Raw genomic sequence first — 25,855 nt, forward strand, 5'->3', positions numbered from 1 at the left:
CGCCTAGTCTTCCCCGCATGGCTGCGGCTCAGGGACGATTTTCAGATGGCGCCGAGGGTGCCGAGGGCAGGGGCGGCACGCCGGAGACGACCGTACCGCTGCCCTTCCGGCGAGCGGTCGAGGGTCTGCGCCGGGCCCGCCCCCGCGCCGGGGTGGAGATCGAGACGACCCGCGCGCCGGGCCGCCTCGCCCCGTACGCGCACGCCCTGGAGGCGACGGTCCTCGACGGCGAGGAGGACCTCGCGGACGGCCGCCTGATCCTCCTGCACGACCCGGCCGGCCACGAGGCGTGGCACGGCACCTTCCGGCTGGTCACCCTCGTCCGCGCCGAACTGGAGGCCGAGATGGCGGCGGACCCGCTGCTGCCGGAGGTCAGCTGGTCCTGGCTCACCGGCGCCCTCGACGCGCGCGGCCTGGCCTACGGCGAGGCGGCCGGCACGGTCACGATGGCCGCGTCCCACCACTTCGGCGGCCTCTCCACCCGCCGCCCCACCACCCAGATCGAGATCCGCGCCTCCTGGACCCCCCGCGAGGGCACCGGCGGCGTCCCCGACACTGCGGGCCACCTCGCGGCGTGGTGCGAACTCCTCTGCCAGATCGCGGGCCTCCCCCCGACCACCCCCACCGAACCCGGCCCGAGCGTGGTAACCCTCCCCCAACGCCGAGGCCCCCACCACCCATAGGCCCGGCCCGGCCCGCCCCCACCGGAAACACCCCCGGGCCGGGGGCGAGGACGACACCTGCGGGCGGGTTCGGAGTCGGTGCGGCCACCTACGGGCGGCGGAGGATCCCGGGACGCGGCCACGTCGCCGTGTGCGGGCCGGTACGGGGGCTGGGGTGGCCGCCTGCCGGCGGCGGGTAGGTCAACAGCGTTTCCCGGCGGCGGCGGGGAGGGGGCCGGGGCGGGGGCGCGCCGCCGTCTGCGGGCGGGTACGCGGCCGGGGTGGCCGCCTGCCGGCGGCGGGCAAGTCAACAGCGTTTCCCGACGGCGGCGGAGAGGGATCCAGGGCGGAGGTCCGTTGCCGTCTGCGCGCCGGTTCGCGGCCGGGGTGGCCGCCTGCCGGCGGCGGGCAGGTCAAAAGCTTTTCCCAGGGGCGGCGGAGGGGGCAGCGGGCTGGGGTCCGTGGCCGTTCGCCGGTCCGCTCGGGGCCGGGGTAGGTCCACGGCAAGCGAGAGGCCCGGGGGCGCCTGGGGTGGTCTGTCCCATGAACTGCGACCGTGCGCCCCGCCACCCGCCGCGCCCACCGGGCGGTCTCGGGCGCGTGCGGGCCCGTCGTGCACCACAAGCCCCGGCCGCCTGACACCTGGCGGGCCCGACTGCGACCGGCCCGGCGTGTCGCCACGTCGAGCAGCCGTCTGGCACCTGGCGGGCTCGGCTGAGGCCGGGCCGGCGCGCTGCCACGGGCGGCCGTCCGACACCTGACGGGCCTGACTGCCTACCGCCGGGTGTGTCGCCACGTCGAGCGGCCGTCTGACGCATGGGCGTCCCAGGCGCGGCCGGGCCTGGTGCGCCACCACATGCCCCAGCCGTCTGACGCGTGGGCGTCCCTGGCTCGGCCGGGCCTGGTGCGCCACCACATGCCCCAGCCGTCTGACGCGTGGGCGTCCCTGGCTCGGCCGGGCCTGGTGCGTTTCCACGGGCCGGCCCGCAGCTAGGGGACGGGCTTGGGCGCGGCCGGTCCCTCCGCCCGGCACGTTTCTTTCCGGATTGGGGGCGGTGCCGGCAGAGCGGTTGGCTTGCGTCGGCGGGGACGGGGTCAAGGGTGGCGCGCAGCGCCATCGCGCAGCGACGCGACCGAAGGGAGCGCCCTTGAAGCCGTCCCCGACGACGCGAGACGATCGAGCTGACGGGAACGACCCGACACCACACCAGCCCACGACACACCACCCACGGCCCGCACCCCGCCGACGGCACCCACCCCGCACCCACCCGCGCCGCGCTGCCGCGCCGCCCCACGCCCACCCGCGCCCATCGCACCGCCCCGCGCCCACCCGCGCCCATCGCACCGCCCCGCGTCCACCCGCGCCCGCCGCGCCGCCCCACGCCCACCCGCACCCATCGCGCCGCCACGCACTCACCCCACCCCACCGCACCCCGCCGCCCCGCCCGGGCCCCTCCCCCGAGTAACCCGCACCCCTCGGGCTCGTTCCGGGAACGGAACCATCGGAGCCGCCGGATCCGCCGGCGGATCCCTCACCGCCACCGGATCCCCCACCCCCACCGGGGGTGGTCCGCTCGGCTCCCCGCAGGGGGACACGCAGGACCACACGATCGTGTCCGCGATCGGGAACGGGCATTCGGCGCAGGCTTGTGATCGCCCCGTGATCGATCGCTCGTCCGAATTGCCCGAATTGTTACTCACCAAATCGTGATCATTCTCTAAAGCCGGCCGAGTGACGTGCCGAAGGAACCAGTGACCATCCGCTCGGTGCGGACCGGCTCGCTCCCGAGACCGGAACGCCCCGCCACTCCCCCCAGGAGGCCTGGTGTCCGTTCTTCTCGAGCAGCCCGCAAGCCTGGTCGCCTACCGCCCGAACAAGCCGACGGCCATGGTGGTCGTGGCCGACCCTCGTGTGCGGTCGACCGTGACCCGTCACCTCTGGGCCCTCGGGGTCCGTGACGTGATCGAGGCATCCTCCATCGCCGAGGCCCGACCCCGGATCGGCAGCCCGCGCGACATCTGCGTGGCCGACGTCCACCTCCCCGACGGCTCCGGACTCACCCTGCTGTCCGAGACCCGCGCCGCCGGCTGGCCCAACGGGCTGGCCCTGTCCGCCGCCGACGACATCGGCGCCGTTCGCAACGCCCTCGCGGGCGGCGTGAAGGGCTACGTCGTCACCGGCACCCGCACCAACATCGGGATGCCCACCCGGCCCGGCGCCGCCCCCATCGGTGCCGCCGCCGCCCGTATGCACCGCCGTCCGCCGGGCGCCCCGAACCACCCGGGCGGCTACCGCGAGCTGTCGGGCCGTGAGGTCGAGGTGCTGCGGCTCGTCGCCGAGGGCCAGTCCAACAAGGCCATCGGCGTGTCCATGGGCCTGTCCGCCCTGACCGTCAAGTCCCACCTCGCCCGGATCGCCCGCAAGCTGGGCACCGGAGACCGCGCCGGCATGGTCGCCGTCGCGCTGCGGACCGGGATCATCCACTGATAGCCACCGGCCGGAGCCGTCCGCGCACCGGACGGACCCGGTCCCCCGCCCCTCCACCGACCCACCCTCGCCCCACTTCCCCGCTTCCCCTCCCCCGTCCCCACCTCGGTCCCACCCCGAGTCCCCCTCACCTCCCCCTCCCCGCTCCCGTCCCCACCCCCCGATCTTCACCCGTCGGGCCCGGCCCGTGTCCCCCGCCGGCCGACCGTGTCCCCTCCGTCCCGTCCGTCGCCGGAACGTTCCGGCGACGGACGGGACGGATCCACGGATACCCTTGACCGGTGACAGACGCCCAAGAGACCGCAGCAGACCTGCGCACCACCACCGGGGGCGCCCCCTCGGACGACGTCGATCTGTCCGGTGGGCTGCCGATTCCCCTGCTCGAACCCCGTGAGGGCATTCCCCCGGTCGTGGCCGACGCGGAAGCCCTGGCCGAGGTGGTGGCGGCGTTCGCCGCAGGCACCGGCCCCGTCGCCGTCGACGCCGAACGCGCCTCCGGATACCGCTACGGCCAGCGCGCCTACCTGGTGCAGTTGCGCCGCGAGGGCGCCGGCTCCGCGCTGATCGACCCGGTCGGCTGCCCCGACCTGTCGGAGCTGGGCCGTGCCCTCTCCGACACGGAGTGGATCCTGCACGCGGCCACCCAGGACCTGCCCTGCCTGCGCGACATAGGCATGGTGCCCACCTCCCTGTTCGACACCGAGCTGGCCGGCCGACTCGCCGGCTTCCCCCGGGTCGGGCTCGGCGCGATGGTCGAGAACGTGCTCGGCTACGCGCTGGAGAAGGGGCATTCGGCCGTCGACTGGTCCACCCGCCCGCTGCCCGAGCCCTGGCTGCGCTACGCCGCCCTCGACGTGGAACTCCTCGTCGACCTGCGCGACGAGCTGGAGAAGGAGCTCGACCGGCAGGGGAAGCTGGACTGGGCCCACCAGGAGTTCGACGCCATCGCCTCCGCCCCGCCCCCGCCGCCCCGCAAGGACCCGTGGCGCCGCACCTCCGGCATGCACAAGGTGCGCCGACGCCGGCAGATGGCAGTGGTGCGGGAGCTGTGGGAGGCCCGCGACCGGATCGCGCAGCGCCGCGACGTGTCCCCCGGCAAGGTCCTCGGGGACGCGGCGATCATCGAGGCCGCCCTCTCCGTCCCGCCCAACGCGCACGCCCTGGCCGCACTGCCCGGGTTCGGCACCCGGATGGGACGCCGGCAGCTCGACACGTGGATGGCCGCCGTGGAGCGGGCCCGGGCCCTGCCCGAGAACGAGCTGCCGCAGCCCGGCACCGGCGCGGCCGGCCCGCCGCCGCCGCGCGCCTGGGCCGACAAGGACCCTGCCGCGGCCGCCCGCCTGTCGGCCGCGCGGGCCGGGATCGCGGAGGTCGCCGAGCGGCTCAACCTGCCGCAGGAGAACCTGATCACCCCGGACACGGTGCGACGGGTGTGCTGGGAGCCGCCCACCCGCGTCGACGCCGACGCCCTCGGCGCGACCCTCGCGGCGCACGGGGCGCGGCCGTGGCAGATCGAGCAGGTCACCCCGACCCTGCTGACGGCGCTGGCCGCCCGCGCCTGACGGTCCCCGGACCGACACGCCGCACGCGTCGAAAAGCCCCCGACCCACCCGGGTCGGGGGCTTTTCGACGCGTGGGCCCACACCCGCCCACATCCAGCCACCCGCCCGCCCGTCGCCCGTCCGCCGGTACGGGCCTGTGACGGGATCGGGACGGCACGGGGATGTACCCGGGCCGCACTCCCCCGCCACCCTTTTGAACATGATCAGTTTGAACGTGTTCACAAAAACCCCTCAGGCCCACGCCCGCCCCGCCCCCACCCCCGCCTCCGACCGCTACCGGGACCAGGTGGAGGAGTTCATCGCGGAGGCGGCGCGGCGCGAGCGGCGCGGGGATCCCCGTTGGGAGCCGTTCGAGCTCGAACCCGCGCTCGTCCACAGCCTCCAGCGCTTCCAGGTCGGCGAGGACGGGGACGGCGCGCAGTTGATCGCCAAGGCGGACGCCGCCGGGGACCCGAGCTACGCCCTCGCGGCCCGCCTGTTCGTGGCGGAGGAGCGCAACCACGCCCGCCAGCTCCGCCTGCTCCTCGCGGCGGGCGGGGCGGGGACCCTGACGGGGCACTGGACGGACGCGGCCTTCGTCCGCGTGCGCCGGCTGCTCGGGCTGCGGTTGGAGCTGATGACGCTGATGATCGCGGAGGCGGTGGCCCTGCGGTATTACCGGGCCCTGCGGGACGGGGCGCGGGAGCCCCTGGTGCGGGAGGTGGCGGGGCGGATCCTGGCGGACGAGGAACGGCACGTGCCCTTCCACTGTCGGCGACTGTCCGAGGGCTGGGCGGGGACCTCGGCGCGGACGCGGCGCGTGGTGGCGGCGGCCTGGCGGGCGGGGCTGGTGGCGGCGGGGCTGGTGGTGGTGTGGGACCACGGGGCGGCGCTGCGGGCGTGCGGGGTGGGGCGCGGGGAGTTCGTGCGGGACCTGGCCCGGTCGGGCGGCCCCCTGTCGGTCGCCCTGGTGAACCCCCACCCGTCGCGCTGAACACCCACCCACCCCACCGAATGCCCACCCACCCACCCCACCGAACGCCGATCTCGGCCGAGACGGGGCGACCTGACGGATTCCGCGCCGGATCGGACATTTTTCGCGGCGACACGCGCGCGGGGAGGCGCGCGGCCCGGACCGGAGCCGGGAGTGTGACCTTCGCCGCTGTTGGGCGGGGGGCTGTGCACATTGGTTACCCGCAAGTAGCATGGCCGGGTGAGCGCGCGCTCAGGTCCGTTCCCGGCAGGCCCTTCCCGGCCGGTCGGTTTCCGGGCGCGGCGCCGCGCGGCAGTGGACACCCGCACCCTGGAGGAGAGCCATCGTGCCTCGTACCGTCAAGGACGTCGTCTTCGTCGACGGCGTCCGCACCCCGTTCGGCAAGGCGGGCCCGAAGGGCATCTACCACGAGACCCGGGCCGACGACCTCGTCGTCAAGGCGATCCGCGAGCTGCTGCGCCGCAACCCGGACCTGGACCCGAAGAAGATCGACGAGGTCGCGATCGCCGCGACCACCCAGATCGGCGACCAGGGCCTGACCCTGGGCCGTACCGCGGGCATCCTCGCGGGCCTGCCGCAGTCCGTCCCGGGCTATTCGATCGACCGCATGTGCGCGGGCGCCCTGACCGCCGTCACCTCGGTGGCCGGTTCGGTGGCCTTCGGCGCGTACGAGGTCGCGATCGCGGGCGGCGTGGAGCACATGGGTCGGCACCCGATGGGCGAGGGCGTGGACCCGAACCCGCGGTTCGTCTCGGAGAAGCTGGTCGACGAGTCGGCCCTCTTCATGGGCATGACGGCGGAGAACCTGCACGACCGCTACCCGACGATCACCAAGCGCCGGGCCGACGAGTACGCGGTGCGCTCGCAGGAGAAGGCGGCCAAGGCGTACGCCGACGGCAAGATCCAGTCGGACCTGGTGCCGATCTCGGTGCGCCGCACGGACCCGGCGGGCGGGGAGACTGGCTGGGGCCTGGTCACGGCCGACGAGCCGATGCGTCCGGGCACCACGCTGGAGAACCTGGAGGGTCTCAAGACCCCGTTCCGCGTGCACGGCAAGGTGACCGCGGGCAACGCGGCCGGTCTGAACGACGGCGCCACCGCCGCGCTGATCGCCTCCGAGGACTTCGCCCGCGCCAACGGCCTGCCCGTCAAGATGCGCCTGGTCTCCTACGCCTTCGCGGGCGTGGAGCCGGAGGTGATGGGCTACGGCCCGATCCCGGCCACCGAGAAGGCGCTCGCGCAGGCGGGGCTGTCCATCGAGGACATCGGCCTGTTCGAGATCAACGAGGCGTTCGCCGTGCAGGTGCTCGCCTTCCTGGAGCACTACGGCATCGCCGACGACGACGCCCGCGTGAACCAGTACGGCGGCGCGATCGCGTTCGGTCACCCGCTCGCCTCCTCCGGCGTCCGGCTGATGACCCAGCTGGCCCGTCAGTTCGAGGAGCAGCCGCACGTCCGGTACGGCCTGACCACCATGTGCGTCGGTTTCGGCATGGGTGCCACCGTCGTCTGGGAGAACCCGCACTTCGAGGGGGACAACAAGTGAGCACCACCACCGAGCTGCTGCGCGGCGCGGCCGAGCTGTTCCCGGACGAGGTCGTGACCTCCGCGCACGTGCGTCACCTGGACCTGCCGTTCGGCGCCGGGCGCTTCGCGCTGATCACGCTGGACAACGGGCTGGACCACACCAAGCCCACCACCTTCGGCCCGCAGTCCCTCGCGAACCTGAACGCGGCGCTGGACCAGGTCGAGCAGGAGGCCCTGGCGGGCTCCGTGGTCGGCGTCGGCGTGACCGGCAAGCCGTTCATCTTCGCCGTGGGCGCCGACCTCAAGGGTGTCGAGCTGCTCGGCCGGCACGAGGACGCGCTGGCGATCGGCAAGGGCGGGCACGACGTCTTCAAGCGGCTGGCCGCGCTGACCGTCCCGACGTTCGCGTACTACAACGGCGCGGCGATGGGCGGCGGCGTCGAGGTCGGTCTGCACTGCGCGTACCGCACCGTCTCCCGCGCCATCCCGGCGTTCTCGCTCCCCGAGGTCTTCCTCGGCCTGGTGCCCGGCTGGGGCGGCTGCACGCTGCTGCCGAACCTGATCGGCCCGGAGCGCGCCGTCTCGGTCATCATCGAGAACTCCCTGAACCAGAACCGTCAGCTGAAGGGGCAGCAGGTATTCGACCTCGGGATCGCGGACGCGGTCTTCGACGGCGCGGACTTCCTGGAGCAGTCCCTGCTGTGGACGGCGCGGGTGCTGACCGGCGAGACCGTCGTGACGCGCCCGGAGATCGACCGGGGCGCGGCCTGGGACGCGGCGGTGGCCAAGGGCCGCGCGTTCGCGGACTCGAAGGTGCACGGCGCGGCCCCGGCCGCGTACCGGGCGCTGGACATCGTCGCCGCCGCCAAGGACGGGGACCTCCAGGCCGGTTTCGACGCCGAGGACACCGCGCTCGCGGACCTCATCATGGGCGGCGAACTGCGCTCGGGCATCTACGCGTTCAACCTGGTGCAGAAGCGGGCCAAGCGGCCGGCGGGCGCCCCGGACAAGGCGCTGGCCCGTCCGGTCACCAAGGTCGGCGTGGTGGGCGCGGGCCTGATGGCCTCGCAGCTCGCGCTGCTGTTCCTGCGCCGCCTGGAGGTGCCGGTGGTACTCACCGACATCGACCAGGAGCGCGTGGACAAGGGCGTGGGCTACGTGCACGCCGAGATCGACAAGCTGCTCCTCAAGGGCCGGATCAACCAGGACAAGGCCAACCGTCTCAAGGGCCTGGTCTCGGGCGTGCTGGACAAGGCCGAGGGCTTCGCGGACGCGGACTTCGTGATCGAGGCCGTGTTCGAGGAGATGTCCGTCAAGCAGCGGGTGTTCGCGGAGGTCGAGGCGGTCGCCCCGGCGCACGCGATCCTCGCCACCAACACCTCCTCGCTCTCGGTGTCGGAGATGGCCTCGCAGCTCAAGCACCCCGAGCGGGTCGTGGGCTTCCACTTCTTCAACCCGGTGGCGATCCTGCCGCTGCTGGAGATCGTGCGCGGCGAGAAGACCGACGACGCGGCGCTGGCCACGGCCTTCGCGGTGGCGCGCAAGCTGCGGAAGACGGCGGTGCTGACCAAGGACGCCCCGGCGTTCGTGGTGAACCGGATCCTGACCCGCTTCATGGGCGAGATCCAGAACGTCATCGACGAGGGCACTTCGGTGGAGACGGCGGAGAAGGCGGTCGAGCCGCTGGGTCTGCCGATGTCCCCGCTGGTGCTGCTGGAACTGGTGGGCCCGGCGATCGGCCTGCACGTCTCGGAGACCCTGAACCGGGCGTTCCCGGAGCGGTTCACCGTGTCGCCGAACCTGAAGGCGGTCGTGGACGCCGGCAAGCGCGGCTTCTACACGTACGAGACCGGCGCCCCGGTGCTGGACCCGGAGGTCGCGGCGCTGCTGAAGCAGGGCGACACGGTCCTGTCCGAGGAGCAGGTGCGGGCGCGGGTGCTGGACGCGGTCGCGCAGGAAATCGGCCTGATGCTGGAGGAGGGTGTCGTGGCCGAGGCCCAGGACATCGACCTCTGCCTGATCACCGGTGCGGGCTGGCCCTTCCACCTGGGCGGGATCACCCCGTACCTGGACCGTGAGGGCGTCTCGGAGCGCGTCAACGGCAAGCGCTTCCTCCCGGCGGGCGTGGCGAGCGTCCCGGCGTAAGGCTCCACCCCCGAACGACCCCCAAGGCCCCCAGGCCCCAAGGCCCCGACCGCACCTCGCGCGCGGTCGGGGCCGTTTCGTCAGGTCGGGTCCAGCGCGTCGAGTGCGGCCGTCACCCGGCGGCGCGCCTGCGCGCCGTAGACCGCCATGGCGCGGAGCTGTTCGAACGCCTTGACGTAGAGGGCGATCTCGCTCGGCTGGGTGATGTTGACCACGGCCGAGAGCAGCTCCACCGACACGAGTCGGTCGTCGTAGACGTGGAACGTCTCCACCGGCCACATCGTGCGGTCGACCGTACGGGGGATCACGCCCAGGGACACCATCGGCAGGGCACCCGCGGTCAGAAGGTGGCCAAGCTGCGCGGCCATGGCCTCGGATGTGCCCATCCGGTGGTACAGCGCGGCCTCCTCGACCACGAGAACCACCCGCCGGCCCGGCGCGTGAATGAGCCGGGAACGCGCCACACGGGCGCCGGCCGCGCCCTCGCCGTCCTCCGCGTAGCCGCGAAACCGCGCGATCGTTCCCAGCAGCCCGGCCGCGTAGCCCTCGGTCTGGAGCAGTCCGGGGACCAGTGTGGACGAGTAGATCCGAAAGCGTCTGGTCTCGGCGAACAGTCGGGACCAGGAGTTCTGGAGCTTCTCCAGGTCCTGCACCTGATGGCGCCACTCCCGGTACAGGGCCTCGGCGCTCGTGGCCTGGGCCACGAGGTCCCGAGTCTCCTCGGGACGACCGCATGCCCGGCACCACGCCACTATGTCGCGGGTGGACGGGGCCGTGCGTCCCGTTTCGATGCGTGAGGTCTTGGAGTGGTGCCATCCACAGGCCCGGGCCAGTTCGATGACCGTCAGCCCCGCGCCCTTGCGCAGACCGCGCAGCCGTCTCGCCACGGCTTCGCGTGCGGCCTGCGCGGAGGAGGACGGGGAAGCGGCCAAGGGATCCCGCCGGCCGTCAGATCGTGTACTCGGCGTGCGGGACGGCCCGGCCCCACACCACGGCGAACGCGTCACCGCACAACTTGGCCGCGGCCGGGTCCTCGGTGATCTCCTCGCCGAGGGAGGCGCCGTCCCCCGAGAAGTGGTTCCAGTAGACCAGTGTCCCGTCGAACAACCAGAAGTCGTTCCCGGGAAGGGCGATGTCCGAGGCGCGGCGGCGGGGCAGCCAGCGGACGTCCTCGCCGGCGGCGACGTTGGTGAAGGTCCCGTCGTAGAGGAACCGCGTGTACTCGCTCACCGGTTCGGACACGATACGCGCGCGGCGGATCACCGTGCCGCGCGCGACCGCGTCCGCTACGAGGGTGAGCCACGGACGCCACCACGCGTCGCGATCGGCCGAGTCGTGCCGGTGGCCGGCGCGCCACTGGGCGAATGGGCCGACCTCGTAGTCGACGGCGTAGCTGTCGCGCATCTCCAGGTGACAGGCCGTGGTGGAACGGGCCATCAGTTCACTGAACTTGTCCATCGAGAACATCGCACGCCTCCCTGATCATGTGCGCCATGCGGGCCGGAATGCGGATCACCGCTTCACCCTCCGGGATCCCCACCGCGTGCCCCGGCACCACGGTGGCCGCGCACTCCGCTTCCAACTCCGGGCTCGGCTTCCACCCCTGGAGCACCAGTTCTCGGTTATCCAAGTCCGCCCAGACAGTGGGGCTTTGAATGTCCCCCGTGTCGGGATCGATCCCTACGAACACCAACGCCATCGTGAACTCCCGCTCTCGGCATGTGCAGGTGTGTGCAACAGAGTCGGGGCCGCCTCTCGACGAGTCAAGGCGCGGATGGGGTCGACTCGACTGCCAGAGTGACCGGATGCACAGAACTGCACATCGCCGGCGACCACGGGACCCACCCCACCACCCTGGGTTCCGTCACCCGGCGGCGACGGGCACGGGGCCGGCCCCTGAGCCCCGATCGACGGCGGACCGTCCGCCCGTGATCGCCATCGGGCCGTCCGCCCGCGCCCCGCGGACTCCCCGCGTGCCGCCCGGTACGGCCGGGGCAAACCGCTCGCCGTGTCGCGGCGGGCCGGATCGAAGGAGAAACGCCATGGCCCACGACGGAGGCAAGCACGGCGCCCCGAACCCGAACCCCGGTCCCCCGGACGACGAGGGCCGCTCCGGCGGGCACGAGCACCCGCACCACGCGTGAGCTCCCCGCTGCCGGCGGCGGACGAGCGCCCCACCCCGCACCCGGACGTGGCCGCCGACCCCCGCACCTGGACCCCGCGCCCGACCGATCCCCGCCACCGGCGCGGGGACGGTCCCGAAGGTCGGCCCCGCGGCTGACCCGCCACCCGCGCACACCGCCCCAACCGGCGCCCGGCCTCGCCCGCGCCGGCCGGGGTCGGCCCCGCGCGCCGTCGTCCCCTGTTGGAGGAGAGTGTCGATGTCCGTCCCCGTCCCGCCCTGCTCGTCGCGTCAGCCCGAGCCCGGTGGCCCCTCCGCCTCGGCCCGCCCCCTGCTCGCCGCGCCCGTCTTCGCCGAGGTCGTGCACACCGTCCTCGACGCCCGCCCGGACCTCGACCGTGACCGCGCCGAGCGGATCGTGGACGAGGCGCTGAAGTTCGTCGTCGCCGCCGCGCGCTTCCCGCTCTCCCGTCTCGTTCCGACTCCCGAGGTCGACACCGGTTGGCACGCCCTCATCCTCCACACGCGCGCCTACCGGGCGCTCTGCTCGTGGCTCGGACACCACGTCGACCACTGGCCCGAGGGCACCGGGCCGGGCGTCTCGGACCCCGGGGCACCGGCCCGCACCGTCGAGCTGATCCGGCGGTCCGGGTACGTTCCCGACCCCGAACTGTGGTGCGTCGGAGCAGACGTCACGGGCTGAGGGCGTCGGCCGTGCCGCGCGCGCACGGGCCCCGGCGGCACCTCGGGTGCGGCCGGGGCCCTCGTGTGTTCCCGGGGTATCCGGTGTTCGGGTGTCGGGGGCTTGGGGTGGGGTCTATAGTCCTCACACACTTGAGCGAAGGATTCGAACGCGATGACGGACTCCGCCCCCGACGCGCTGCCCGACGGGGCGCCCACGACCGTGCCGACGTCCCCTGCCGACGGGGGCGGGTCCGGGCGGCGGCGGGCCAAGCCGCCCCGGCGGGCGCGGCGGGCGTTGCGGATCGCGCTGCTCGTGTTCGCGCTGTTGGTGGCGGGCAGCGCGGCCGGGGTGTGGTGGGTGTGGCAGGACCTGTCCTCGAACCTGTCCAGCGTGGACCTGGACAAGGCGATCGGCGACAACCGGCCGCCCAAGGTGGCCGCGAACGCGCGCAACGTCCTCGTGCTGGGCTCGGATTCGCGCGGCGGCGCCAACGGCGAGCTCGACACGGCCGGGGCGACGACGGTGTCCGGGGCCCGTTCGGACACGGCCATGCTCGTGCACCTGCCCGCCTCCGGTGGCAAGGCCACCGCCGTCAGCATCCCCCGGGACACCCTGGTGGAGCGCCCCGCGTGCCCGGACCGGGACGGCGGCGAACTCCCGCCCGCCCACCGCGTGATGTTCAACTCCCTGTACTCCGACGGGGGTTCCGCCTGCGTGGTGAAGACGGTGGAGACCATGTCGGGGATCCGGGTGGACCACCTGCTGGAGGTGGACTTCGCCGGGTTCAAGGAGCTGGTGGACGCGCTCGGCGGGGTGACGGTGACCCTGGACAAGCCGATGAGCGGGGCCAAGGGCTCCCTCAAGCTCGACGCGGGCACCCACCGGCTCGACGGCACCCAGGCGCTGCGCTTCGTGCGCACCCGCTACGGCTACGGCGACGGCAGCGACCTCGGGCGCATAGGGCTCCAGCAGACCTTCCTGATGGCCGTGTTGGCGGAGGTGCGCAAGCAGGACGCGCTGGGCGACCCGGCCCGGTTGTACAAGCTGGCCGACGCCGGCACGAAGGCCCTGACCACGGACTCCGGGCTGTCCTCGCTGCCCGCGTTGGCCGAGTTCGCACGGTCCCTCCAGGGCGTGGACCCGGCCCGGATGGAGACGCTGACCCTGCCCGTGGCGGCCGACCGGATCGACCCGAACCGGGTGGTGCCCGAGCAGGACCGGGCGGACGCCCTGTGGCAGGCCCTCCGGGACGACGTGCCGGTGCCCGCCGCCCTGAAGAAGCAGCCCTGACGAAGCGGCCCTGACCGACCGACCCTGACGCGTCAGATGCCGGGGGCCGGGGGCATCGGGGGGTTTCTCCGGCCGGTCGGGTCCGGGCCCGTGTCGTGGTGCAGCCGGCTGTGCCGGCGGCCGTAGGCGAAGTAGACGACGAAGCCGAGGACCATCCAGATCCCGAACCGCAGCCAGGTCTCGGCCGGCAGGTTCAGCATCAGCCACAGCGAGGCCAGCACCGACACGATCGGCAGCAGCGGCACGAGCGGGGTGCGGAAGGCGCGCGGCAGGTCGGGGCGGGTGCGACGCAGGATGATCACGCCGAGGGCCACGACCACGAACGCGAACAGGGTGCCGATGTTCACCAGTGTCGCCAGCTCGTTGATGCTGGTGAACCCGGCGACCACGGCGATGATCACGCCGAGCAGGATCGTCGGCCGGTAGGGGGTCCCGAACCGGGGGTGGGTGCGGGAGAAGCCCCGGGGCAGCAGTCCGTCGCGGCTCATCGCGAAGAACACCCGGGTCTGGCCGAGCAGCAGGATCATGCAGACGGTGATCAGGCCGACGGCCGCGCCGAAGCTGATGATCCCCGCGTACACGGGGTGTCCGGCGGCCTTGAAGGCGTCGGCGAGCGGGGCGCTGACCGAGAGGTCCTTGTAGCTCTGCATGCCGGTGACCACGAGGGAGACCGCCACGTAGAGCACGGTGCAGATGATCAGCGAGCCGAGGATGCCGCGCGGCATGTCGCGCTGCGGTTTGCGGGTCTCCTCGGCGGCGGTGGCCACCACGTCGAAGCCGATGAAGGCGAAGAAGACCACGGAGGCGGCGGTGAAGATGCCCATGACCCCGAAGTTGGTCGGGGCCCAGCCGAAGACGAGTTGGACCAGTGGCGCCTGCAGCCCGTCGCCGGCCGGCTGGGGTTGGGCCTTGGGGACGAAGGGCGTGTAGTTGGATGCCTTGACGAAGAACAGGCCCGCGACGATCACGATGAGCACCACAGTCACCTTGATCGCGACGACCACGGTCGTGATCCGCGCCGAGAGCTTCATGCCGACCACGAGGATCGCGGTCAGCAGCAGCACGAGGAGGAACGCGAGCAGGTCGAAGGTGCCGCCGGACACGTCGGGGCCCTCCAGGGCCGCGGGCAGGTGCCAGCCGGCATTGTCGAGGAGGGAGCGCACGTACCCGGACCAGCCGACGGCCACCACCGCCGTGCCCAGCGCGAACTCCAGCACCAGGTCCCAGCCGATGATCCAAGCGGGCAGTTCGCCGAGGGAGGCGTAGCTGAAGGTGTAGGCGGAGCCGGCGACGGGGACGGTGGAGGCGAATTCGGCGTAGCAGAGGGCCGCGAGCGCGCAGACCACGCCGGCGACGACGAACGCGAGGGCGGTGGCGGGGCCGGCGGTCTCCTTGGCCACCTTGCCGGTCAGGACGAAGATGCCGGTGCCGATGATCACACCGACGCCGAAGACGGTGAGGTCCCAGGCGGAGAGGGACTTGCGGAGCCCGTGTTCCGGCTCCTCGGTGTCGCGGATGGACTGCTCCACCGACTTGGTGCGGAAGGCGTTGCTTCGAGCCGTGCTCACCGGCACACCTCCGAAACGGGTGACGTGAGAACGCGAGGGGCCGGGAGGCCACCCCCTCAAGGGTGAACCTCCCGGCCCGTGGCGTGCAACACGGCGCGCTGCGGGGGCGCCGGGGCGTGCGCCGGATCAGTCGACGGTGGCGGCCGCCTCGCTGTCGTAGCGGCCGTCGAGCTTGGCGACGAGGCCGGTGACCTGGCGGGCGATGTCGGGGGCGGTGAGCCCGATCTCGGCCAGGATCTCCTTGCGCAGCGCGTGGTCGAGGAAGCGCTGCGGGATGCCGAAGTCGCGCAGCGGCACGTCCACGCCCGCGTCGCGCAGGGCCTGGGAGACGGCCGAACCGACGCCGCCGGCGCGCCCGTTGTCCTCGACGGTGACGACCACGCGGTGCCGCTCGGCGAGGGCCGGGAGCGCCTCGTCCACCGGCTTGACCCAGCGGGGGTCGACGACGGTGCTGGAGATGCCCTGGGCGTCGAGGAGGTCGGCGATCTCCAGGCACATGGGGGCGAAGGCGCCGACGGAGACGATGAGCACGTCGGGGCGGTCCGCGTCGGGGGCCGGCTCGCGGAGCACGTCCATGCCGCCGATCCGGCCCACGGCCGGCACGGCGGGGCCGACGACGCCCTTGGAGAAGCGGACCACGGTGGGCGCGTCCTCGACCGCGACGGCCTCGCGGAGCTGGGCCCGCAGCTGCTGGGCGTCGCGCGGGGCGGCCAGGCGCAGGCCGGGCACGACCTGGAGGATGGACATGTCCCACATGCCGTTGTGGGAGGCGCCGTCGTCTCCGGTGACCCCGGCCCGGTCGAGCACGAAGGTGACCCCGCACTTGTGCAGGGCGACGTCCATGAGGACCTGGTCGAAGGCGCGGTTGAGGAAGGTCGCGTAGACGGCGAACACGGGGTGTGTGCCGGCGCTGGCCAGGCCGGCGGCGGAGGTCGCGCCGTGCTGCTCGGCGATGCCCACGTCGTAGATGCGGTCCGGGAACGCCTCGGCGAACTTGTTGAGGCCGACCGGGTGGAGCATCGCGGCGGTGATGCCGACCACGTCGGGCCGGTCGTGGCCGATCTTGACCATCTCGTCGCTGAACACGGAGGTCCAGCTCGCGGCGGCGGTCTTGACGGGCAGGCCGGTGTCGGGGTGGATGACGCCGACGGCGTGGAAGCGGTCCGCCTCGTGCTCCAGGGCCGGGGTGTAGCCGCGGCCCTTCTGGGTGAGGCAGTGCACGATGACGGGGCCGCTGAAGCGCTTGGCGCGCTGGAGGGCGGATTCGAGGGCCTCGATGTCGTGGCCGTCGATGGGGCCGATGTACTTCAGGCCCAGGTCCTCGAACATGCCCTGCGGGGCGATGAAGTCCTTGAGGCCCTTCTTGGCGCCGTGCAGGGTCTCGTAGACGGCCTTGCCGACGACGGGGGTGCGCTCCAGGAGGTCCTTGCCGCGGGCGAGGAAGCGCTCGTAGCCGTCGGTGGTGCGCAGGGTCGCCAGGTGGTTGGCGAGGCCGCCGATGGTGGGGCCGTAGGAGCGCTCGTTGTCGTTGACGACGATGACGAGGGGGCGGTCCTTGGCGGCGGCGATGTTGTTGAGGGCCTCCCAGGCCATGCCGCCGGTGAGGGCCCCGTCGCCGATGACGGCGGCGACGTGGTGGTCCTCGCGGCCGAGCACCTGGTTGGCCTTGGCGATGCCGTCGGCCCAGCCCAGCACGGTGGAGGCGTGGGAGTTCTCGATCAGGTCGTGCTCGGACTCGGCGCGCGAGGGGTAGCCGGACAGGCCGTGCTTGGTGCGCAGGCCGGTGAAGTCCTGGCGGCCGGTGAGCAGCTTGTGCACGTATGCCTGGTGCCCGGTGTCGAAGAGGACCTTGTCCTTGGGCGACTCGAAGACCCGGTGCAGGGCGATCGTCAGTTCGACGACGCCGAGGTTGGGGCCGAGGTGCCCGCCGGTCTTGGAGACAGCGTCGACGAGGAAGGACCTGATCTCCGCGGCCAGCTCGGTGAGCTGCTCCGGACTGAGTCGGTCCAGATCGCGCGGTCCCTTGATGCGGGTCAGCAGCACCCGTGCCTCCTTGCAGTTGCGTGCCGGTCTGTCGAGTCTAATGTTCCGCTCGCGCGGGGTGTCATCGGGCGGTCCCCAACAGGTCACGCCTTTGTCATACCTGCACACATCATCATCGGCGCACACATCACGTACGAGTGTGCACCAGAACGCACGTACGCCTCACATGCCCCGCAGGCCCCACGAGGCCGTGTGCGGGGCCGGGCACGCCGCCGTGCCCGGCTCCCTGGGCGGGGCCGGGCACGGGCGGCGTGCGCGGGGGACGGGGGCGGCGACGCGGTTACGCGCGGCCGGCCGTCTTCTGGGTCTTCCGGGTGACGGAGTCGATCACGACGGTGGCGAGGAGCACCGCGCCGGTGATCATGTACTGGATCGGGGTGGCGATGCCCTCCAGGGCGAGACCGTACTGGATGGACGTGATCACCATGACACCGAGCAGGGCGTTCCAGGTGCGGCCCCGGCCGCCGAAGAGGCTGGTGCCGCCGATCACGGCCGCCGCGATCACGTTCATCAGCAGGTCGCCGGCGCCGGCGCTCTGGTTGGCGGCGGCGATCTTGGAGGCCCAGAACAGGCCGCCGACGGCCGCGAAGAACCCGGCGATGGAGAAGACCGCGATCCGCACGCCGGTGACGCTGATGCCGGCGCGCCGGCTGGCCTCGACGCTGCCGCCGAGCGCGAAGACCTTGCGGCCGAAGGTGGTGCGGCGCAGCACCAGGTCGGTGCCGACCAGGGCCAGCAGGAAGAGCAGCAGCGCGAGCGGCAGGCCCTTGTACTGGTTGAAGATCACGGCCGCGCCGAAGGCGAAGACCGCGAGCAGGCCCGTGCGCAGTCCGATCTCGGCCAGGGGCCGGGAGGGGACCCCGGCGGCCACGCGGCGGCGCGCGTCGAGGAAGGCGGAGAGGAAGAAGAGGGCGACGGCCACGGCGGCGACCGCGTAGGCGGCGGCCACGTCCGAGAAGTAGTAGGTGGTGAGCTTGCCCACCACGCCCTCGGAGTCGAGGTTGACCGTGCCGTTGTCCCCGAGCAGCTGGAGCATGAACCCGGACCAGAACAGCAGGCCGGAGAGGGTGACGGCGAAGGCGGGGGCGCCGATGCGGGCGAAGAAGAACCCGTGCAGGGCGCCGATCAGCGCGCCGCCGACGAGGGCCGCGAGCACCGCGAGCCACTCGTTGACCCCGTGGGTGACGGCGAGGACGGCGACGATCGCACCCGAGACGCCCGAGACGGAGCCGACCGAGAGGTCGATCTCGCCGAGCAACAGCACGAAGATGATGCCGATCGCCATCATGCCGGTGGCCACCATGGTCACGGCGATGTTGTTGAGGTTCTCGGCGGACAGGAAGTTGGAGTTCAGCGCCTGGAAGATCGAGCCGATGATCACCAGGCCCACGATCACGGGCAGCGAGCCCAGGTCGCCGGCCTTGAGCTTGCGGGCGAACTCCTCCAGGTAGCCGGCGAAGCCGCGCTCGCGCACGAGCAGGCGGGGGTCGACGGCGGGGATGGCGTCCTCGGCCACGGCGCTCGGGGCGTCGGGGCCGGTCGGGTCCTCGGCCGGGGTCGGGTCCTTGGCCAGGGAGGGGCCGCGCTCGGCGGCGGGCTGGTCGGTGCTCACGGGCGGGCCTCCCCGGTACGGGCCGCCCGACGGGTCACGGCGTTGTCCGTGGCGCCCGTGATGGCGGAGATGATCTCTTCCTGCGAGGTGTCGGCGACCGAGAAGACGCCGTTGTTGCGGCCCAGCCGCAGGACCGCGACCTTGTCCGCGACGGCCTTCACGTCGGCCATGTTGTGGCTGATGAGGATCACGGCGTGGCCGCGCTCGCGCAGCCGCTCCACGAGGTCCAGCACCTGGGCGGTCTGCTCCACGCCGAGGGCGGCGGTGGGCTCGTCGAGGATCACGAGCTTGGGCTCGCCGAGCATGGAGCGGGCGATGGCCACGACCTGGCGCTGGCCGCCGGAGAGCGAGGCGATCGGGATGCGCACGCTGGGGATCCGGATGGAGAGGGTGGTGAGCAGTTCGCGGGCGCGGCGCTCCATCTCGACCTCGTCGAGCACGCCGAACCGGGTGAGCTCGCGGCCGAGGAAGAGGTTGCCGACCACGTCGAGGTTGTCGCAGAGGGCGAGGTCCTGGTAGACGGTCGCGATGCCCAGCTGCTGGGCGTCCTGGGGGCGGCCCACGCGGACCGCGCGGCCCTCCCACTCGACGACCCCGTCGTCGACGGGGTGCACGCCGGCGATCGTCTTGACCAGCGTGGACTTGCCGGCGCCGTTGTCGCCGACCAGGGCGACCACCTCGCCGGAGTGGACTTCGAGGTCGACGTCGGTCAGCGCCTGGACGGCGCCGAACCGCTTCGAGACCCCTCGCAACGCCAGCACGGGCGCAGCGGACACATGAACCATCTCCTTCGCCGCCTGACCGGCGGGGATGTCGTGCACGAGAATGCGGGACCTTCGGGAGGGGGCTGACAAGGGAAACGTTTCCGCGCGGTCCGTGATTCCGCCCGGCGCCCCGGGCCCACTCCGCTTGGCGGGTGGAATACGGGGAGCCCGGGCGCCGGACGGGGCGGAGGGGCCGCCGCCGCGCCCTCTACGGGGCGGACGGCGGCCGGGGCCGGCCCGGACGGCGGCGCGAAGGGGGCGCGGCCGGTCGGGCGGCGGATCGGGGAACGCGTGAGGGGTCGCGCGGACGGGCGGGGCCGGCGCGGGCCCGGCCCGGGGTGCCGGGCCGGCCGCGTCGGATCGCCGTGGGCGCGGGGGCGGGGAGGCCCGGACCGCTCGGGAGGGCGGGGGCTCCCCGGGGGCCTACTTCAGGCCGAGGGAGGTGCAGGCGGCGGCGTACTTGCCGGCGCAGATCTCGTCGAGGGTGTACACGCCGTCCTTGACGACGGTGTCCTTGATGTTGTTCTTGGTCAGCGAGACCACGGGGACCAGCACGGAGGGCACGGCCTTGGTGGTGGGGCTGTCGACCTTGGAGGTGGCGACCCCGTCGAGCTTCTCGCCCTTGGCCAGCGCCACGGCCATCTTGGCGGCGGCCTCGGCCTCGGGGGCGTAGGGCTTGTAGACGCTCATGAACTGCTCGCCGGCGACGATGCGCTGCACGCCCGCGAGTTCGGCGTCCTGGCCGGTGACCGGGGGCACGGTGCTCAGGCCCGCGGCCTTGAGGGCGGTGATGATGCCGCCGGCCATGCCGTCGTTGGCGGAGTACACGCCGACGATCTTGTCCTTGCCGAGCGCGGAGATCGCGGCCGCCATGTTGGTGTTGGCGTTCTCCGGCTTCCACTCCTTGGTGTCGTACTCCTTGCCGATGGTGACCTTGCCGTCGAGGACGGAGTGCGCGCCCTTCTTGAACAGCGCGGCGTTCGGGTCGGTGACGGAGCCGTTCATCATGACGATCTGGCCGTCCTTGGCCTTGTCGCCGAGGGCTTCGAGGAGGGCCTTGCCCTGGACCCGGCCGACCTCTTCGTTGTCGAAGGAGGTGTAGGCGTCGATGGGGCCCTCGGCCAGGCGGTCGTAGGCCACGACGGGGATGCCCGCGTCCTTGGCCTTCTTCACCGAGCCGGCGATCGCCTTGGAGTCCACCGCGTCGATGATCAGGACGTTCACCTTGTTGGTGATCATCGTGTCGACCTGGGAGTTCTGCGCCGTCGCGTCCTGCTTGGCGTTGACGTAGAGGACCTTGCCCTTGCCGCCGGTGAGGGCGGCGACCTGCTTCTCGATGAGGGGCTTGTCGAACTTCTCGTAGCGCGCGGTCTGGTTCTCGGGCAGGAGCAGACCGACCGTGATGGCGTCGCCGGCGGCGGGGGCGGGGGCGTCCGAGCCCTTGGTCTCCCCGCCGGCCTGCTTCGCCGAACCACAGGCCGCGAGCGAGACGGCCATCGCGCCGGTGGCGACGGCCACGGCGACTCTGCGGATGCGCGTGTTCATCTCTTGTACCTCCCTGACGAGGCCGCGACGTTGCGGCCGAGGTGGGTGTGAGTCAACCCCGGCCCCAACTTGCCGTCAAGGAGTGAATACTTAACGAGATGACAACGGTGCCATTCGTTAGCCCGTTGAAGACACGAGGGCCGGGAGGGACGCACCAGGGCTCTTACCCGCCAACAGACCGGAATCGCCCATTTCGCTCAGGACCAGGGCCAACGCGCCCAAGACCTCCGCCCGTCCACCGAGCGAACCGGTCAGCACCGACAGCCGGCGCGCGGCGCTCGGAATGGCGTAGCGGCCCACCGATTCCACCACCGGGGCCACCGCCAACTCCCCCGCCGCCGCGAGCGATCCGCCCAGGACCACCCGGCTGGGCCCCAGCAGATTGCACAGTTGGGCCACGCCGGTGCCCACGTGCCGGCCCACGTCCGTGATCACCCGACGGCAGCCCGGGTCGCCCTCGCGGGCCAGCTCCACCACCCGTTCGATGGTCAAGTCCGCGCCGTGGCTGGCCCGCAGCAGCGGCAGCACGTAGCGGGCGGCCGCGAAGGTCTCCAGGCAGCCCCGGTTGCCGCAGCGGCACACCGGCCCCGACTCGTCCAGCGTGATGTGCCCGATCTCCCCGGCCGTGCCGCCCGGGCCCCGGTAGATCGCGCCGTTGATCACGAGGCCGGCCCCGACCCCGTCCCCCACCTTGATGTACGCCAGGTCGCTCACCCCGCGCCCGCTGCCCCACACCCACTCGCCCAGGGCGCCGAGGTTGGCGTCGTTGTCCACGTGCACCGGGACCCCGCCCAGCCGCCGCGAGAGCTCCGCGCGCGGGTCGATGCCCACCCAGCCGGGCAGGATCGCGGTGGAGCCCAGGGTGCCGGTCTCGGCGTCGATCGGGCCGGGCACGCCCAGCCCCACGCCGATGATCTTCTCCCGCCCCACCCCGACGCTCGCCACCAGCCGCTCCACCAGCAGTTCGGCCCGGTCGAAGCAGGCCCCCCACGAGGCGTCCACGTCCAGCGGTTCGGCCTCCTCGGCCAGTACCCGGTGGGCCAGGTTGCCCACCGCGACCCGCAGGTGGGTGTGGCCGAAGTCCACGCCGATCACGATCCCGGCGTCACCGCTGAGCGAGACGCTGCGGGCCCGCCGGCCCCCGGCGGAGGTGGACTCCACCTCCACCGTCCCCGCGTCCTTCAGCTCCCGGACGATGTTGGAGACCGTGGCCGCCGACAGTCCGGTGGCGCGCGCGATCTCCGCCTGGGTGAGCGCACCGGCCAAGCGCACCGCCCGGACCACTCGTTCCAGGTTCGCACGGTGCAGCGAGGACTGCGATCCGGGAGTCTCCACGACTCATCCACTCCTGCCCATAAGCGACGGCGCGCCGTCGCCCCCCGGCCGGGACCACGCGCCCGCGCGGGGCGGAGGACACCGGCGTCTCTCCAACTTGTGAAAACCCAGTCGAGCCCCGCGCCCCCACCGCCGTCAAGAGGCGGACACATGCGCGAGAGGGACAGAACCGGCAATGCCGGTCATAAGTATGAGAGATTCGCGCACCGCTCTCGTGTTACGGTCGTCAAGGCCCTGAAGCCGGTGGGTGATCCGACCGGCCCGGGAGCCTTCCATGACGGCGCGATACGAGGAGGTGTTCGGGATGAGTCCCGATCGAAGTCCTCGCCGCGCCCAGTCCGGCTGATCGACGCCTCCGACGCCCCGCCCCCGGCCCGCACCACGAGCCGACGGACCCGGCGACCCGCCCGCGTCGTCCCACCGGCCGTGCCCAGCGCCCCGTGACCCGACCGGGTCCCGCGCCGGCCCGAGCCCGCAGCCCGCGAAGCTCCCGCCCCGCCCTTCTCCGCCCCGCCCACCGGGCACCCGTGCGTCCGCGCACGCCGTGACCGGCCGGGGCTCCCCCGGTCCCGTCCCGTGCGCCCGACCCGGCCGAACACACCACCGCGCGCACCCGTGCCGTCACCCCCCGCCGCCGAAGCCGGGGCACGACGCACGCCCCCGCGCGCCTCCCACCGTCGCCCGGCGCACCCCCGCGCCCCGCGACGACCCGCGATCACCCGCGTGCCCGGCCGAGCGACCTCGCTCCGGGACCGCGAAGGGAGCAGTTCGTCATGACCATGACCACCCCGCAGATTCCCCGCAAGCTCGCACCGCCGGGCCGCGCCCGCCGCGAGCGCAAGGCCGCCGAGCTCACCGAGCGCACCCGAACCGTCGCCGAACACCTCACCGCGCAGGCCGACCGCCCCACCGCCGCCGTCCTCGCCGACCTCTCCGTCACCGCCGACGGCCTCACCCAGCACGAGGCCGAGATCCGCCGCGAGAACCACGGCCCCAACGTGGTCGCCCAGGAGCGCGCCCCGCGCTGGTGGGTGCAGCTCGCCCTCGCCTTCCGCAACCCCTTCATCCTCGTCCTGGTCTGCCTCGCGGCCGTCATGTACTGGCAGGACCCGGCCGACCCCGGCGTGCTGATCCTCTCCGTCATGGTCGCCGTCAGCGGGCTGCTGCGCTTCTGGCAGGAATACCGCTCCGGCCGCGCCGCCCAGGCCCTGGCCCGCCTGGTCACCACCACCTGCGCCGTGCGCCGCCGGGCCGGCTCCGCGCTGCGCCCCGCCACCGTCGAGATCACCATGGACCGCGTGGTCCCCGGCGACGTGGTCAGCCTGGCCGCCGGCGACCTCATCCCCGCCGACCTGCGCCTGCTCACCGCCAAGGACCTGATGGTCTCGCAGGCCGCGCTCACCGGCGAGTCCCTGCCGGTGGCCAAGGCCGACCTGCCCGCGAAGGACGAGGCCCGCGGCCCCGCCGCCGACGGCGCCCGCGTCCGCACCACCGACCCCGCCGAGGCCGACACCCTCTGCCTCATGGGCACCTCCGTCACCTCCGGCACCGCCACCGGCGTGGTCGTGGCCACCGGCGCCGACACGTACTTCGGCTCCATGGCCGGCTCCCTGGTCGGCGAGCGCCCCCAGACCAGCTTCGACACCGGGGTCCGCAAGGTCAGCTTCCTGCTGATCCGCTTCATGCTCGTGATGGTCCCGGTGGTCTTCGCCGTCAACGGGTTCACCAAGGGCGACTGGGACGAGGCGTTCCTCTTCGCCGTCGCCGTGGCCGTCGGGCTCACCCCCGAGATGCTGCCGATGGTGGTCTCCGCCAACCTCGCGCGCGGCGCCGTCGCCATGTCGCGCCGCAAGGTCGTCGTCAAGCGCCTGAACGCGATCCAGAACCTGGGCGCCATGGACGTGCTGTGCAGCGACAAGACCGGCACCCTCACCGAGGACCGCATCGTCCTCGACCGCTACCTCGACACCCGCGGCCAGTCCGACCCCGAGGTGCTCGAATACGCCTACCTCAACGCGCACTTCCAGACCGGGCTGCGCAACCTGCTGGACCGGGCCGTCATCGACCGGGTGGACGAGGCCGAGGAGGTTGTCGTCGACGCGCGGTTCGCCATGGTCGACGAGATCCCCTTCGACTTCGCCCGCCGCCGCATGTCGGTGGTCCTGGCCCGCAACGCCGTGGTCGCGGGCCCCGGCGCCGACCGGCCCGAACACGTGATCATCACCAAGGGCGCCGTGGAGGAGGTGCTCGCCCTCTCCACCACCCTGCGCGAGGACGGGCGCACGGTGGAACTCACCGACGCCCGCCGGGCCGAGGTGGTCCGGGTCGCCGAGGAGCACAACCGGATGGGCCTGCGCGTGCTCGCCGTCGCGAGCCGCACCGTGACCGAGCCGCGCACGGCGTACACGGTCGCCGACGAGTCGGAGCTGACCCTGATCGGCTTCCTCGCCTTCCTCGACCCGCCGAAGGCCGACGCGGCCCGCGCCCTGCGGGCCCTCGCCGACAAGGGCGTGGCCGTCAAGGTGGTCACCGGGGACAACGACCTGGTCGCGGCGCGGGTCTGCGCGGACGTGGGCCTGGACGTGGGCCACGTGGCCCTCGGCTCCGAGATCGACGCCCTCGACGAGGACTCCCTGCGCGAACTGGCCGCCGGGACCACCGTCTTCGCCAAGGTCAACCCCGTGCAGAAGGCCCGCATCGTGCGCGCCCTCCAGGCCGACGGGCACACCGTGGGCTTCCTGGGCGACGGCATCAACGACGCGGCGGCGCTGCGGGACGCCGACGTCGGCATCTCGGTGGACACGGCCGTGGACATCGCCAAGGAATCCGCCGACATCATCCTGCTGGAAAAGGACCTCGGGGTCCTGGAGCAGGGCGTCACCCAGGGCCGGACCGTGTTCGGCAACACCATCAAGTACATCAAGATGACGGCCTCGTCGAACTTCGGCAACGTCTTCTCGGTCCTGGTCGCCAGCGCCTTCATCCCGTTCCAGCCGATGCTCGCGATCATGCTGCTGGTGCAGAACCTGGTCTACGACATCTCCCAGCTCGCCACCCCGTGGGACCGGATGGACGAGGAGTACCTGCGCAAGCCGCGCACCTGGGACGCGCGCGGGATCGGCCGGTTCATGCTGTGCGTGGGCCCGGTCAGCTCGATCTTCGACATCACGATGTTCGTGGTGATGTGGCACGTGTTCGGCGCGAACAGCGAGGCGCACGCGGCGCTGTTCCAGTCCGGCTGGTTCGTCGAGGGCCTGCTCTCGCAGACCCTGATCGTGCACATGATCCGCACGCGCAAGATCCCCTTCGTGCAGTCCCGGGCCTCGTGGCCGGTGATGGCGACGACGATCGGCGCGGTCCTGGTGGGCCTGTGGCTGCCGTTCTCGCCGCTGGCCTCGGCGATCGGCTTCGTGCCGCTGCCGGCCTCGTACTTCCCGTGGCTGATCGGGGTGCTGGTCGCCTACTGCGCCCTGACCCAGGTCGTGAAGAACCTCTACATCCGCCGCTTCGGCACCTGGCTGTAAGCCCTTCGGG

Annotated in this window: 18 protein-coding genes; 9 read left to right on the forward strand and 9 right to left on the reverse strand. The window is 72.8% G+C overall.

Annotated elements, in window-relative coordinates; translation table 11 throughout:
- The first annotated feature begins 17 nt into the window (after positions 1 to 17).
- From ACN20G_RS03680 to ACN20G_RS03705, 6 genes are all read left to right on the forward strand, one after another.
- Positions 18 to 683 (forward strand): DUF3000 domain-containing protein, encoded by a 666-nt coding sequence (locus ACN20G_RS03680; protein ID WP_424211264.1) that lies wholly within the window; start codon positions 18 to 20, stop codon positions 681 to 683.
- Positions 684 to 2,487: 1,804 nt separating this feature from the next.
- Positions 2,488 to 3,150 (forward strand): LuxR C-terminal-related transcriptional regulator, encoded by a 663-nt coding sequence (locus ACN20G_RS03685; RefSeq protein ID WP_424211265.1) that lies wholly within the window; start codon positions 2,488 to 2,490, stop codon positions 3,148 to 3,150.
- A 281-nt stretch (positions 3,151 to 3,431) separates the two neighbouring features.
- On the forward strand, positions 3,432 to 4,712 hold the full coding sequence (locus ACN20G_RS03690; protein ID WP_424211266.1) for an HRDC domain-containing protein: 1,281 nt from the start codon (positions 3,432 to 3,434) through the stop codon (positions 4,710 to 4,712).
- 199 nt (positions 4,713 to 4,911) lie between these two features.
- A complete protein-coding gene (locus tag ACN20G_RS03695; protein ID WP_424211267.1) occupies positions 4,912 to 5,685 on the forward strand; it encodes a ferritin-like domain-containing protein in 774 nt (257 codons plus the stop codon).
- Between the two features lie 325 nt (positions 5,686 to 6,010).
- Positions 6,011 to 7,231, forward strand: coding sequence for a thiolase family protein (locus tag ACN20G_RS03700; protein WP_424211268.1), 1,221 nt, complete (start codon positions 6,011 to 6,013; stop codon positions 7,229 to 7,231).
- A complete protein-coding gene (locus ACN20G_RS03705) occupies positions 7,228 to 9,357 on the forward strand; it encodes a 3-hydroxyacyl-CoA dehydrogenase NAD-binding domain-containing protein (protein ID WP_424211269.1) in 2,130 nt (709 codons plus the stop codon). Before ACN20G_RS03700 ends, ACN20G_RS03705 begins: the two co-directional genes overlap by 4 nt.
- 80 nt (positions 9,358 to 9,437) lie before the next feature.
- Here the strand turns inward: ACN20G_RS03705 and ACN20G_RS03710 are convergent, their stop codons facing one another.
- Genes ACN20G_RS03710 through ACN20G_RS03720 form a run of 3 tightly spaced genes read right to left on the reverse strand, consistent with a single transcriptional unit; the run spans position 9,438 to position 11,056 of the window.
- Positions 9,438 to 10,289, reverse strand: a complete 852-nt coding sequence (locus ACN20G_RS03710; RefSeq protein WP_424211270.1) for a helix-turn-helix domain-containing protein — start codon at positions 10,287 to 10,289, stop codon at positions 9,438 to 9,440.
- A 16-nt stretch (positions 10,290 to 10,305) separates the two neighbouring features.
- Positions 10,306 to 10,815, reverse strand: coding sequence for a DUF6879 family protein (locus ACN20G_RS03715; RefSeq protein WP_424211271.1), 510 nt, complete (start codon positions 10,813 to 10,815; stop codon positions 10,306 to 10,308).
- A complete protein-coding gene (locus tag ACN20G_RS03720; RefSeq protein WP_424211272.1) occupies positions 10,799 to 11,056 on the reverse strand; it encodes a hypothetical protein in 258 nt (85 codons plus the stop codon). The genes ACN20G_RS03715 and ACN20G_RS03720 overlap by 17 nt, the downstream gene beginning before the upstream one ends.
- Before the next feature lie 682 nt (positions 11,057 to 11,738).
- Here ACN20G_RS03720 and ACN20G_RS03725 point away from each other — a divergent pair.
- Positions 11,739 to 12,182 (forward strand): hypothetical protein, encoded by a 444-nt coding sequence (locus ACN20G_RS03725; RefSeq protein ID WP_424211273.1) that lies wholly within the window; start codon positions 11,739 to 11,741, stop codon positions 12,180 to 12,182.
- 153 nt (positions 12,183 to 12,335) lie between these two features.
- Positions 12,336 to 13,454, forward strand: a complete 1,119-nt coding sequence (locus tag ACN20G_RS03730; RefSeq protein ID WP_424211274.1) for an LCP family protein — start codon at positions 12,336 to 12,338, stop codon at positions 13,452 to 13,454.
- A gap of 32 nt (positions 13,455 to 13,486) precedes the next feature.
- Here ACN20G_RS03730 and ACN20G_RS03735 read toward each other — a convergent pair whose 3' ends face one another.
- The 6 genes from ACN20G_RS03735 to ACN20G_RS03760 form a co-directional block, all read right to left on the reverse strand.
- On the reverse strand, positions 13,487 to 15,022 hold the full coding sequence (locus tag ACN20G_RS03735) for an amino acid permease (RefSeq protein ID WP_424211275.1): 1,536 nt from the start codon (positions 15,020 to 15,022) through the stop codon (positions 13,487 to 13,489).
- A gap of 126 nt (positions 15,023 to 15,148) precedes the next feature.
- Positions 15,149 to 17,065, reverse strand: a complete 1,917-nt coding sequence (dxs, locus tag ACN20G_RS03740) for a 1-deoxy-D-xylulose-5-phosphate synthase (protein ID WP_424211276.1) — start codon at positions 17,063 to 17,065, stop codon at positions 15,149 to 15,151.
- A 280-nt stretch (positions 17,066 to 17,345) separates the two neighbouring features.
- On the reverse strand, positions 17,346 to 18,581 hold the full coding sequence (locus ACN20G_RS03745) for a sugar ABC transporter permease (RefSeq protein ID WP_424215355.1): 1,236 nt from the start codon (positions 18,579 to 18,581) through the stop codon (positions 17,346 to 17,348).
- Positions 18,582 to 18,673: 92 nt separating this feature from the next.
- Positions 18,674 to 19,462, reverse strand: coding sequence for an ATP-binding cassette domain-containing protein (locus ACN20G_RS03750; protein WP_424215356.1), 789 nt, complete (start codon positions 19,460 to 19,462; stop codon positions 18,674 to 18,676).
- Positions 19,463 to 19,864: 402 nt separating this feature from the next.
- Positions 19,865 to 20,986 (reverse strand): substrate-binding domain-containing protein, encoded by a 1,122-nt coding sequence (locus tag ACN20G_RS03755; RefSeq protein WP_424211277.1) that lies wholly within the window; start codon positions 20,984 to 20,986, stop codon positions 19,865 to 19,867.
- A gap of 117 nt (positions 20,987 to 21,103) precedes the next feature.
- Positions 21,104 to 22,321: an ROK family transcriptional regulator gene (locus ACN20G_RS03760; RefSeq protein WP_424211278.1), complete on the reverse strand. Its 1,218-nt coding sequence runs from the start codon at positions 22,319 to 22,321 to the stop codon at positions 21,104 to 21,106.
- 773 nt (positions 22,322 to 23,094) lie between these two features.
- Between ACN20G_RS03760 and mgtA the strand changes: the two genes are divergently transcribed.
- On the forward strand, positions 23,095 to 25,845 hold the full coding sequence (gene mgtA, locus ACN20G_RS03765; protein ID WP_424211279.1) for a magnesium-translocating P-type ATPase: 2,751 nt from the start codon (positions 23,095 to 23,097) through the stop codon (positions 25,843 to 25,845).
- The last annotated feature ends 10 nt before the right edge of the window (positions 25,846 to 25,855 follow it).

Source organism: Streptomyces dryopteridis (genome assembly GCF_049606955.1).
Lineage (GTDB): Bacteria > Actinomycetota > Actinomycetes > Streptomycetales > Streptomycetaceae > Streptomyces.

Excerpts from the sequence above, each read along its gene's own strand:
- ACN20G_RS03680 (WP_424211264.1), top strand. The coding sequence starts at position 18 with ATGGCTGCGGCTCAGGGACGATTTTCAGATGGCGCCGAGGGTGCCGAG.
- ACN20G_RS03695 (WP_424211267.1), top strand. The coding sequence starts at position 4,912 with ATGATCAGTTTGAACGTGTTCACAAAAACCCCTCAGGCCCACGCCCGC.
- ACN20G_RS03715 (WP_424211271.1), bottom strand. The coding sequence starts at position 10,815 with ATGGACAAGTTCAGTGAACTGATGGCCCGTTCCACCACGGCCTGTCAC.
- ACN20G_RS03720 (WP_424211272.1), bottom strand. The coding sequence starts at position 11,056 with ATGGCGTTGGTGTTCGTAGGGATCGATCCCGACACGGGGGACATTCAA.
- ACN20G_RS03725 (WP_424211273.1), top strand. The coding sequence starts at position 11,739 with ATGTCCGTCCCCGTCCCGCCCTGCTCGTCGCGTCAGCCCGAGCCCGGT.
- ACN20G_RS03730 (WP_424211274.1), top strand. The coding sequence starts at position 12,336 with ATGACGGACTCCGCCCCCGACGCGCTGCCCGACGGGGCGCCCACGACC.
- ACN20G_RS03750 (WP_424215356.1), bottom strand. The coding sequence starts at position 19,462 with ATGGTTCATGTGTCCGCTGCGCCCGTGCTGGCGTTGCGAGGGGTCTCG.
- ACN20G_RS03755 (WP_424211277.1), bottom strand. The coding sequence starts at position 20,986 with ATGAACACGCGCATCCGCAGAGTCGCCGTGGCCGTCGCCACCGGCGCG.
- mgtA (WP_424211279.1), top strand. The coding sequence starts at position 23,095 with ATGACCATGACCACCCCGCAGATTCCCCGCAAGCTCGCACCGCCGGGC.